The following is a 12218-nucleotide window of genomic DNA, read 5'->3' as shown; positions in this document are numbered from 1 at the left end:
TTGGTCAATACTTCTTTCTGATAATTAATTAGATTTGAGAGTTTAGATTTTATTAGACTTGAGCCGTAGCCGTAGGGTGCGTCAGGTAGAATATTCTTCGTCTGTTATCAAAAATAATCGCCCTGACGCACCCTACAATAACTTTGAATTTTATTGAATTTTAAAATACTTGAAGATATAAATCTAGTGGGAGAACAAGAGTCTATTTTTTTTGATTCAACTCTGACGCTCCTGTGGGAAAGCAAGTATTTATTTTTTGCTATGATTTTTTTTAAACTGATAACAAACAAGAAAATTCATTATATATAGCACTAACTCTTGCCAATCTTTTTGATGTGGATTATATATAGAGAAGGTACGGTGTATCGCCTGAAAAATAGAGCGTAAATTCTGATTAACAACAAGCCTTGTTACTGTTACTCAGATCTGTCACAACTTACGTACTGCTGCCCAAAAAACTGAATACTTTACTGATTCGAGGTAGGCAACGAAGTAGTTGAGTGAAAATACCTGGTTTCAGATACCATTGTCTCAAAATCATACAACTGTAGGTTAGGGAGTATCCAAACCGATATCAATCAACGCTCCCCCATCGAAAATCCCAAATAGAACATAGTAAGACGATCCGTGCTTCATTCAGTTGACAGTTGACAGTTGACAGTTGACAGTTGACAGCGGCCTCTTCCGGTCAGTCCGAGGATTGGAGTAATGAATAGTCTGATTTGAATTTCTCCCGATCGGGGTTCCGGCTTTAAACCAATTCTTTCTGGTAAGTCCTAATCAGTGTGATGTCAGTTATGACTAGCGGCCACAATTTACATTTTAAAATCAGTAATTTAACTGCGATCGCCACCGAAGCGATCGCACAAAATACCAATTTAGATGTCAGAACTCTTTACAAGACTGGCACTGCTTTCCAACAGCAAGGAAAAATAGCAGCAGCAATTGACAGTTACCAGCAAGCCATATCCTGCTGGAAAAAAAGCTCCGATCGAGCAGTTTTACCCTGGGCTGTCAAAGCATACAGCAATTGGGGCTGCATTCTGGCGCAGGAAGGCAAATTTGATGAAGCAATGGCAGTTTTTCAAACGGGAATAGCTGTTGCGCCCGATGATGCTGCTCTGTACCATAATTTAGGTATTGTGCTGTTGGAAGTGCGGAAACCCCAGGAAGCGATCGCCCTTTACCGCCGCGCGATCGAGTTGCAGCCAGAGTTAGTTATTGCCCGTTACAATTTGGGAAAAGCCTTCCAACAGTTGGGGCTGCATACTTTTGCCGGAGAATGTTTCGATCGGGTAATCAGCCAAAATCCCGATCGAGTTGCGGTGTATGGCGATCGGGCTATTTCCCTGATCGCACAAGGCAAATTAGCTGAGGCAATGCTATGTTTTCAAAATGCGATCGCTCTCCAAAGCGAGTTTGTTGAGGGTTTTTGCCACCACGTAGAGATGCGGTTGACGGAGGTAGCAGATCTCAATGAACTCGATCGCTCTCAAATAGCCTGTGTCCGATTTCTCAGGCAACTTCAAGAAAAAAACGGCTCTAATTCTGCCATTTCTAGTCTTGCTCAAAATCCGCTGAATTTGTCATCATTGCTCCTCAATTTAGCAGAAACTTACTTTCATCTGGGAAATGCCTTGGCTGAGTACGGCGGGCACGAACAAGCGGAACAATATTACCAAAAAGCTTTACAAATTCAACCTCAGAATGCGGATATTTACTTGCGACTGGCTGATTGCTTGAGTCAGCAGCAACGATTTTCGGCAGCGATTGTAATTTACCGTCTAGTGCTGGCAATTGCGGGCGATCGATCTGATATTTGCGAGCCGTTGCAGGCTGTATTGAAACAACAGCAGAAGTTGCAGCAACTGACTCGCCTTTCCCCCAGTCTAGATCCCCCTAAATCCCCCTTAAAAAGGGGGACTTTGAAAGCGCTTCCGGTTCCCCCCTTAAGAAGGGGGGCTAGGGGGGATCGAGATCTAAATGTCGATCGCCCAGATGATTCCCCTGCAAAAATCCCTGTCGCACCTCAATCCTTCGGACACCCCAGACTTACCATTTTGGGAGATATTGAAAACTCCCAATTTGAGAGCTCCTTACCCTCCATTGTTAACTGGAACCAACAGCAGAAATCCGAATGTCATGGTTTAGATTGTCAGCGGTGTCTCAGGCGGATTTTCAAACAGTTTGAACCCGTGCATTTAGGTGATGGCGTATATTCTTGCGACGGCCAGGCAAAAACAGCGTTTGATTCGCCGGAAACCTTTGTAACTTCCCTCCCCAACGGGCGGGCTTGGATTGTACCGCAGAAAAATTCTTGGATGATTTGCAATGCTATTGCGATTATAGATGAACAAGATCGGCTGTTACCCGAACTTTCCCGCGAATATCCGGGCGAGTTACCCGGATGCGACAATCAACATTCTACTCAGCACAGGTTTTTGAAGTTAAAACCGGAAGAATTGCCGCCTTTAGAAAAGATAGACGGTACGGTGGCGGTATTGGCCGGACTTTCGGGAAATGTCTATTTTCACTGGATGGTAGATATCTTGCCCCGCATCGAAATTCTGCACCGTTGGGGGGTAAATCTGGAGGAGATAGATTGGTTTTTGGTGAATAGCTGCCAGCAGCCTTTTCAGCGAGAAACCCTGAAAGCATTGGGAATTCCTGAATATAAGATTATTGAGAGCGATCGCCATCCTTACATTCAAGCCAAACATTTAATTGTTCCCTCTTTTTCAGGATATTTGGGCTGGCTGTCACCCCAGGGGCTGGAGTTTTTGAGGCGAGTTTTTGCAGGAGAACAATCTCCTAAACTCCCAGAAAGTTGCGCTGGGGAGAGCAAAAATACTCAGCCAGAACGCATTTATATCAGCCGCAACAAATGTAGCTACCGACGAGTTATCAATGAAGAACAAGTCATCGATTTTTTAAGCGGATTTGGCTTTGTTCCAGTGCTACTAGAATCTATGACTTTGAACGAACAGATAACTTTATTTGCTCGTGCCAAAGTAATTGTCGCGCCGCACGGCAGCGGTTTAACAAATATTATCTTCTGTTCTCCCGGAACAAAGGTAATTGAGCTGACCTCTGGGAATTATATCAGGCATTACTATTGGGCGATCGGTCAGCAGCTAAATCTCGAACATTATTACGTAACAGGAGAGAACTTTGAGTGCTATCCAATCCGACAGTTAATGTATCAAAATCCATTAACTGAAGATATTTTGGTGAATTTGAAGGATCTCAAAATAATGCTGGGCAATGTCAATGTCATTCCCTCAAAAAAACCACTAAATTTAATATCGCGAGAAAACCCTAAAAGAACCATCAAAATCATGAACCAAGAATCAGGCGATTATTTCCAAAAGCGGGCAGAGTTTTATTTAAAACAAGGCAAGTTAGCTGATGCTCTAGCTGCTTGCGAGCAAGCCCTGAAACAACAACCTAATTTTGCGCCAGCTTACAAGACTTTGGGCAAAATTAGTGCGGCACAAGGAAATTCAGCTAAGGCAAAGCATTGGTACACAAAAGCTCTGGAATTTAAGCCCAATTTTGCGGAAGTTTATACTGACCTTGCCGCTCTGTATGGCGCAGAAAAAAATTGGGAAATGGCTTTAGCTTGTCACCAAAAGTCAACATCCCTACCGATGACAAATATGCCAACCCATCAGAATGACATCCCAGAAATTTTAGGTTTCAATCCTGACGATATTGAAGTCTACATTCAAGGTGCAGAATCGTTTTATGCTCTCAGGAAATTTGAGCAGGCTGCGACAGCTTGCCAGCGAGTTATCCAAGTTAAACCCGATGCGAGGGTTTATAAAATTTGGGGGAATGCTAGGCAAGCTCAAGGCAAGGTAGAGGAAGCGAAAAACTGTTACGCTAAGGCTATTGAACTCGATCCTGATTTTGCTGAAGCTTATACTAATTTGGGGACGATTTATGCTCAGGAACAGCAGTGGCAATCGGCGATCGCATTTTACCAAAAGGCGATCGCCCTTCAGCCGAATTTAGCATCAACTTACCGCAATTTAGCTCGGGTGTGGGCGCAAATGGGGCAGCTATCGGAGGCTGACGGGTGCTGGTTTAAAGCGTATTCTCTGGAACCTGCCAAAGCCACGCCTGAAGAACACATCCAATTGGGCGATAACTTTTTGAGGCAGAATCAGGTAACGCAGGCAATACGCTGTTACTGCCACGCGATCGAGCTAAACCCCAATTTTAACCAGGCTTACCAACAGTTAGGCAATGCTCTCAAAGCTCAAAGAAAGTTGCAGGAAGAAGTTGCCAACTATCGAAAAAATAGTGAAAATCAGGCTAATCTTTCTGGGGATTTGTTGAATACAGTAGTGGTGGGTGCCAACCCAAAAGCTGAGTTACCTCAGAATCTCCAAACATCTACTTTGCAGGCAAATATTCCAGCTAATTTATTGCAACTAGATTCGACAAGTTCTGCTGAAAAGCCTCGCGTACAGTTGCAGCAACAGCAAACAATTCCTGCTGTACCGGAACTGTTAAATACGATCGCCAATTCGGCAAATTCTGCACCCGCTGTTCCCAACTCGGCTGATGTTTCGCCCCAGGTGACTGTTGTTGACAGCGGTTTTGCGACAGATTTTCGGAAACAGGATACGGCTGATAACTGCATTCAGCGGGCAGAATCCTATTGCGCTCAAAAACAATTCGATCTGGCTATTGCTGAGTGCAAGCAAGCCATTGAGATTCAACCCGATGCGGTGGCTGCTTACAAACTGTGGGGCAGTATTTTGCAAGGGCGGGGGAATTTAGTAGGGGCGATCGAGTGCTATCAAACAGTTGTCAAAATTAATTCTAGCGACGTGCAAGCCCACGTAAATCTCGGCAGTTTGTATGCCATGAAACAACAGCGACAGCAGGCAATTGCTTGTTACCAAAAGGCGATCGCCCTCCAGCCGAATTTAGCAGCAGCTTACCGGAATTTGGCTAGGGTGTGGACGCAGGATGGCAAGCTGGAAGAGGCGAATGAGTGCTGGTACGAAGCGTTTTCTCTGGAACCGGAAAAGGTATCGCCCAATCACCACTTTAAACTGGGAAATATTTTGTTTCGGCAAGGCAAAATCTCTCAGGCGATCGCCTGTTACCAGCGCGCGATCGAGTTAAATCCGAACTTGAATGGTGTTTACCAAAATCTGGCAAAAGCGCTGACAAAAGAAGGCAGGTTGGATGAAGCTGCTGTCTGCTTGCAAAAAGCGGTGGCACTTAACGGCAACTATTCACTATCTAGTAAAGCAGTGGATTCTGTTCCCGCCACGACAGGGGTAAGCGCCTATCAAAACAGTCGCCAAACTGCGGCGGAAACTGGGGATACCATTGTTTCTTCGGTACAGATAAATAATCCTGCAAAGTCTGCGGAAACTCTCAGATTGTCTGCAAAGGCGATCGACTCAGACAAACCTGTGGCAGTTGCCAATTCTCTCAGTGCAGAAGCATACATCAAACAGGCAGAATCTTATTACGCCCAGGGTAAATTTGATGAGGCGATAACTGAGTGCAAGCGAGCCATTGAAATCACACCTGAGGCGGCAATTGCTTACAAGATTGCGGGGAATGCTACTCAAGCAATGGGAAAAGTTGATGCTGCTAGGTATTGGTACACTGAAGCCTTGGAAATTGAACCCAATTTTGCTGAAATTCATGCAAATTTAGGCAGCATCTACGCTCGTCAAAAACTGTGGCAAAAGTCAATTGTTTGTTATAAAAAAGCAATTGAAATTAAACCAGATCTCGTAGTGGCTTACCGGAATTTAGCTCAAGTTTTTGTGCAGTCTGGCTTTCCCCAAGTAGGGGCAGAATACTGGTATGAAGCTCTCACTTTAGATATCAAGTGGGCAACTGCTGAGGAACACTTTACTCTGGGCAATACTTTGCTACAGTTCGGTCAGTTGGAGAAGGCAATTTCCTGTTACCGGCGGGCAATTCAGTTGCAGCCGAGTTATGCGGATGCTTATCACAATTTAGGGGAAGTTTTGAGCGTTCGGGGTGAGTGGGAAGATGCGATCGCAGTTTACCAGCAAGCGATCGAACTGAACCCATATTATGAGGGGTCTCATTACAGTTTGGGGAAAGTTTGGGCTAGTCTCGATCGGCGGGAAGACGCGATCGCCTGTTATCGGACGGCGATCGAATTAAATCCCCACTTTGCTCAAGCATATCAAAGTTTGGGGGAAGTTTTAGATAGTCGCGGTCAGTTGGATGAGGCGATCGGGTGTTATGAAAAAACCATTGAATTGAAACCTGATATCTGGGAACTTCACCAAAAATTAGGTGATGCTTTGCAAGAAAAAGGCGAAATTGATGGAGCGATTCACGCTTACAACCGCGCGATAGAACTGGCAAATAATTAGTTATCTATTTTCCGGATACTGATTCAGGAAACAGAATAATAAATCACAAGGATTTGACTGTATCAATTTTTAGCAGGTATAGGATATGAACAGCGAAACCAATAATATCATAGAATTTCCTCTTAATAACAATTCCGATTCATTCCTCGCGCGCCAACCAATTGACAATTTGTTGAATCCGCAATCTTTGGTTTTAAAAAGAATCTACTTAGAAGGTGACGAACAAGATAGGAAGAAAGTGCGCGATTCCTATAGCATAGTCAATGCTAGCTTTAGCCATGCTAAACCTCACTACAGTTTAGGAAAAGTTTTTGCCAAAAAAGGAGAGTGGGATAAGGCTATTTCGTCCTACCGTCAAGCCTTAGATTTGACATCTGATTCAGCGGAAATTTACCAGAGTTTGGGAGATGCTCTTGTTAAAAAGAGCGAGTTAGATGAAGCTGTCATAATTTATCAAAAAGCTATCGAAATTCAGCCTTCTCTGTGGGAAGTCCACCACAATTTGGGGGATGTTTTGCAAGTACAAGGAAGATTAGATGAGGCTGTTGCTGCGTATCGTCGGGCGATCGCCTTTAACCCCGATTTTTCTTGGTCGCACAATAATTTAGGGGATGTGCTGATTAAGCAGGAGATGTGGGAAGAGGCAGCCCAAGCGTATAAAAGTGCGATCGGGCTAAATCCAGGCTTCCATTGGTCTCACTATAACTTGGCGGATGCTTTAGTGCAGTTGGAGAGGTGGGAAGAGGCGATCGCCACTTATCGGTGTGCAATTAATTTAAAATCGGATCTGCCTTGCGTGCAAGAAAAGTTAGCCGATGCGCTGAAAAATCACAGTCCGCTGTCAGCCAAAGAAGCTATTAGTTGTTACAGTCAAGCTATTGAGGAAAATCCAGATAATATCAAAGTCTATCACAAGGCTTTGGAAGTTAATCCAAAAGACCCGAAACTCTATTTAGGTTTGGGTAATGCTCTCGCAAGACAGGACAATAGAGATGGAGCGATCGTATTTTATCAGATGGGGCTACAGTTCAAGCCTGGTGACTTTGAACTTTCTTTGCAGTTATCGAAAGCCTTGATAAATATCAAGGATGGATTTGAGGATGCGGCAATAGAGTCGCAAGCCGAGACGATCGACTTTTATAGCAAGCAGAGGGCAAATTATGTCAACTCCTCAAAAATGCTGTTACCAGTTCAATTCTCGCCGATCGCAAAATCTATACGATATCAAGTTGATATTGTTGTCTGCGTTCATAATGCTTTAGAGGATGTGAAAGAGTGTTTAACCTCTATTGTCCGACACACCAAGGTTGACTATCGCTTGCTCATTGTAGATGATGGCTCTCAACCAGAAACCAGAGATTTTATTCAGGCGTGGGTTAAAGATGTTTCGCAAGCAATTGTTTTGAGAAATGAGACGGCTCGCGGTTATACCAAAGCAGCTAATATCGGTATGCGGGCCAGTACGGGTGACTATATAATTTTGTTGAATAGCGACACAATTGTCACTCCTGGCTGGATAGAAAAATTAGTTGACTGTGCTAATTCACGAAAAGATATTGGCATAGTCGGGCCTCTGTCAAATTGTGCATCTTGGCAATCGATTCCTGAAATATTTGACAATAAGGGGGGCTGGATGATTAACAGCGTTCCTGATGGATTTTCACTGGAGACTTTTAGTGAATTAGTAGAAAATGTTTCGGAAAAGGCATTTCCTAATGTGAATTTTGTTAATGGCTTCTGCTACATGATTAAGAGAGCAGTGCTTGAGGCAATTGGGTGGCTGGATGAAGAGAGTTTTCCCTACGGGTATGGGGAAGAGAATGATTTTTCAATTCGAGCTAAGAAAGCTGGGTTTAAACTAGCGATCGCTGACAATGCCTATGTCTATCACTCTAAGTCTAAAAGTTTTGGACACGAACGCCGTCAAGAGCTTTCTAAACAAGGTTCTACAGCGTTTAAACAGAAGCATCCCGATATTAATGTCAAAGCTTTGACTGAGGAAATCAAGAACAATCAAACTCTCGATCGTTTACGCCTCAAGCTCCGCGAACATATCATATCAAATCCGGCAGCATCGGTATTATGAGAGTGCGAGCGTCTCGCTCGCGGCATAGATCGCGGCATAGATCGCACTGATAAACTGTTCTGCATTTAAATTGGATATCAAAAAAAATCAGACTCTTGTGGGGTGTCCCGCCCGCCCTGAATATACAATTTAAATGTGCGATAGCTTATCATCCAAATATATTATTCCGAGGGAGCATCCCGATTGTGCAAACATATCCGCAAGGGCGAAGCATTCGCGCCTGTATCCTATCGACTATATGAGAGATTTTTAGCGCGAATGCTTCGCCCCTACAAAAACGGGATGCTCTCTATTCCGATGCAGCCGGAAATGATATTAGTCATTAGTTAGCAGTCATTAGGGGTGCATCTCAATGCAAGCGAATATATCCGTAGGGGCGAAGCATGACCGCAGAAAATAGGAGGTTATAACTAATAATTTATATGCGGTCATGCTTCGCCCTCTTCAAAAACCAGATGCACCTGTCATTAGTCAGCAGTGATTAGTCATTAGTTACTGATTATTGGGAAATATTAAAAATAACACATAACAACTGTCAACTGTCAACTGTCAACTATCAACTGTCAACTATCAACTGAAAATAGGGTTTATATGTCAGAAAAAGTCGATCTAGAAAAGGCAGAAAATCATTTCCAAACTGGCCAAAAACTTGAACGGGAAGGGAAATTAGAAGAAGCGATCGCTATTTACGCTCAAGCTATTCAAGCCAACCCAAATAACTCTGAGTTTCACCGCAGTTTAGGAGAGGTTTTGCAACGGCTGGGGCGACATTCTGAAGCGATCGCCAGCTACCGTAAAGCTATAGAGCTGCAACCGAAGTTTTCTAAAGCTTACCACAACCTAGGAAATGCCCTGAGCCAAATGAAGCAGTGGTCTGAAGCGATCGCCTCTTACCGTCAGGCGATCGAACTCAAACCCAACCTCCCCACTGCTTACTACCGTTTAGGGGAAGCTTTACAACAACTTGGAGAAATGGAAGAAGCGATTGTCGCTTACCGTCAAGCTATTGAACTCAACCCAAATAACCCTGACTTTCACCACAGTTTAGGGGAATTTTGGCGGCAACAAGGGAAATATCAGGAAGCGATCGCCTGTTACCGTCAAGCTATTGAGCTGCAACCGAAGTTTTTTAAAGCTTACCATAACTTAGGAAATGCTCTGGGCCAACTGAAGCAATGGTCTGAAGCGATCGCCTCTTACCGTCAGGCGATCGAACTTAACCCAAATATTCCTGAGTTGCAATTCAGCTTAGGAGAGCTTTTGCAGCAACAAGGGAGACATTCCGAGGCTATCCCTTGTTACCGTCAAGCTATAGAGCTGCAACCGAAGTTTTCTAAAGCTTACCACAACCTAGGAAATGCTCTAGGTCAAATGAAGCAGTGGTCTGAAGCGATCGCCTCTTACCGTCAGGCGATCGAACTCAAACCCAACCTCCCCACTGCTTGCTATCGTCTGGGCGAAGCTTTGCAACAACTTGGACAGATAGACGAGGCGATCGCCAGCTACCGTAAAGCTATTGAACTGAAACCTGATTCTTCTGCTAAATTTTACTACAATTTAGGAGAACTTCTCAGCCAAAAACAGCAGTGGGAAGAGGCAATTAGCTGTTACAGTCAAGCATTCGAGCTTGACCCAAACTTTTCGCCAGCCTATTACAAATTAAGGCAAGCCTTAGCCCAAAACGGTCAGCCCGATCCACAAGACAAAACAGTTTCCTACGAGCGATCTGCTGTCAAGTTAAATGTCAATCATGAATTTCCCAAAATTTTGTTTATTCTCCCCGTCAAAGGCGGTGGAGGAGGCGCTCATTCAGTAGTGCAAGAATCCTTAGCACTTTATCGCTCTGGGATTCCTATCAAAATAGCCGTCAATCAGTCTAACTTTACTGACTTTTTAAATGGTTACAAAGAAATTCCCGAAATTGGTGAAATTGCAGCTTCTTATCAAACTTTAACTGAGTTCAAAAAATTAGCTCAAAATTTCTCTGTAGTCTGTGCTACTACTTACAGTTCAGTAAAAATCCTGGAAGCGTTAGTTAGAGAAAATCCCCAGATATTGCCAGCTTACTACATACAAGATTACGAACCATTATTTTCTTACATAGATACTCCAGAATGGGAAGAAGCGCGACAATCCTATGGACTGATTCCCCATGCTATCCAGTTTGCTAAAACTCAGTGGTTGTGCGAGATTGTTAATCGCAATCATGCTGTTAAAGTCCACAAAGTAGAAGCCAGCATCGACCATCAAGTTTACTCCCCCGATCTGAAGAGTGAAAACTCTCGCATAGAGATTTCTATGATGGTAAGATTCACCACGGCCAGACGCGCTCCCCGTCGTACATTAGCTGTCGCTAAAATTTTATCAGATTTGTTTCCAAATCAAGTACATTTTACTATCTTTGGCTCTGACCGGAGTCTGATTGAATCTGCTGGGATACCGATTCCAGAAAATACTACGATTTTTCCTCATCTGAGTCGCTCCGAAGTCGCGGCCCTGCTGCGGAACTCAGATATATTTCTAGATCTTTCTGATTTCCAGGCTTTTGGCCGTACAGCTATAGAAGCAATGGCTTCTGGCTGCATTCCAGTTGTCCCCGATAAAGGAGGAACAGATGAATTTGCGATCGCTGACTTTAACTCTGTAGTCGTTGACACCACATCGATTGAGGATTGTGTCAAGGGAATTGGTAAGCTCATTCAAGCCGATCGCAATGTCTTATTGCAACTCAAGTTAAATGCTATTGAAACAGCGGCCAGATATTCACCAAAACGTGCTGCTTTTAGCATTTACAATCTTTTTTGCAATGAGCTACTTCAACTTGCTTCATAGATATTTTTAGGAGTTTCAAGTAAGTATTATGTTAGACCCTGTTCTTCAAAGACGATATCTCAATAAAGTTCAGCTCCAACTAATGACCCGAAAGCGATGGGCTTACCTACGCTATCTTCAGATGCGTGAAGGATTAATCGAAGCCTTAAAAACGGCAGAAATCAAATCCTTTCTCAGCGTTGGCTGTGGAGCTGGATTAACGGAGGTAGCTCTCGCTCTAGAATTTCCTGCAATTGAGTTTTACCTCACGGATATTGATACTAAAGCCAATATTCAACAGCGATTAGGGATGCGGATGGCCACCGAATGGGTGATTGAAAATGTCAAATGTGACACTTACGATACTTTGACTCCCTCATCAGAATCCTACGATCTAGTAGCCTCGATTGAAGTCCTAGAACATATCGAGGCTGACAAAAAAGCAGCGATTAATATGCGTGCAGCATCACGGAAGTATGTATTTGCACTTGTTCCATTTGCCAGTCATGAAACTAACCTCAATAAAAAAATGAGAGAAAGTGTCTGGAAAAATCACCAGCATTATCGCGTCGGCTACAATGCTGATAGCATCCAGGAAATTTTCCCAGATATTACAATTTTACGTGGGTGTTACTGGAACGATGCTGGTATTAAACTGCGCCAAAAACTTGAACACTTGTCTGATGAAGAAATCCGGGCTTTATTGCCACATTTAACTCAGCTAGCTAAAACAGATATTCGTAACAGTATCCCTGGCGCTGATGGAAATTGTCATGGAATGTGGATTTTGTCAAAAGTCTGAATTATATCTTTTGACAGTTGACAGTTGACGGTTGACTGTTGACTGTTGATAGTTTACAGCATTTGACAAATTAGGTACGTAGTTGCGCTTGGGCGCTCTTTCCTGATATTAGCTAAGAGCGCTGAAGCGCAAC

Annotated in this window: 4 protein-coding genes; all 4 read left to right on the top strand. The window is 43.6% G+C overall.

Annotated features, from left to right (window positions below):
* The first annotated feature begins 788 nt into the window (after nucleotides 1-788).
* The 4 genes from JGK11_RS16840 to JGK11_RS16825 all read left to right on the top strand — a co-directional run bounded on the left by JGK11_RS16840 (nucleotide 789) and on the right by JGK11_RS16825 (nucleotide 12085).
* Nucleotides 789-6386, top strand: coding sequence for a tetratricopeptide repeat protein (locus JGK11_RS16840; protein ID WP_293212324.1), 5598 nt, complete (start codon nucleotides 789-791; stop codon nucleotides 6384-6386).
* 85 nt (nucleotides 6387-6471) lie between these two features.
* Nucleotides 6472-8472: a tetratricopeptide repeat protein gene (locus tag JGK11_RS16835; RefSeq protein WP_293212322.1), complete on the top strand. Its 2001-nt coding sequence runs from the start codon at nucleotides 6472-6474 to the stop codon at nucleotides 8470-8472.
* A gap of 591 nt (nucleotides 8473-9063) precedes the next feature.
* The gene (locus JGK11_RS16830) at nucleotides 9064-11304 is read left to right on the top strand and encodes a tetratricopeptide repeat protein (protein WP_293212321.1); all 2241 of its coding nucleotides are present in this window, start codon (nucleotides 9064-9066) and stop codon (nucleotides 11302-11304) included.
* 121 nt (nucleotides 11305-11425) lie between these two features.
* Nucleotides 11426-12085 (top strand): class I SAM-dependent methyltransferase, encoded by a 660-nt coding sequence (locus tag JGK11_RS16825; protein WP_293212320.1) that lies wholly within the window; start codon nucleotides 11426-11428, stop codon nucleotides 12083-12085.
* Nucleotides 12086-12218: the final 133 nt, after the last annotated feature.

This window comes from Microcoleus sp. PH2017_34_RAT_O_A (genome assembly GCF_020737885.1).
In the GTDB taxonomy this organism is placed as follows: Bacteria; Cyanobacteriota; Cyanobacteriia; order Cyanobacteriales; family Microcoleaceae; genus Microcoleus.
Note: the sequence above shows the minus strand (reverse complement) of the source record. Positions and strands in the feature narration are given on the sequence as shown.

Excerpts from the sequence above, each read along its gene's own strand:
- JGK11_RS16840 (WP_293212324.1), top strand. The coding sequence starts at position 789 with ATGTCAGTTATGACTAGCGGCCACAATTTACATTTTAAAATCAGTAAT.
- JGK11_RS16835 (WP_293212322.1), top strand. The coding sequence starts at position 6,472 with ATGAACAGCGAAACCAATAATATCATAGAATTTCCTCTTAATAACAAT.
- JGK11_RS16830 (WP_293212321.1), top strand. The coding sequence starts at position 9,064 with ATGTCAGAAAAAGTCGATCTAGAAAAGGCAGAAAATCATTTCCAAACT.
- JGK11_RS16825 (WP_293212320.1), top strand. The coding sequence starts at position 11,426 with ATGCGTGAAGGATTAATCGAAGCCTTAAAAACGGCAGAAATCAAATCC.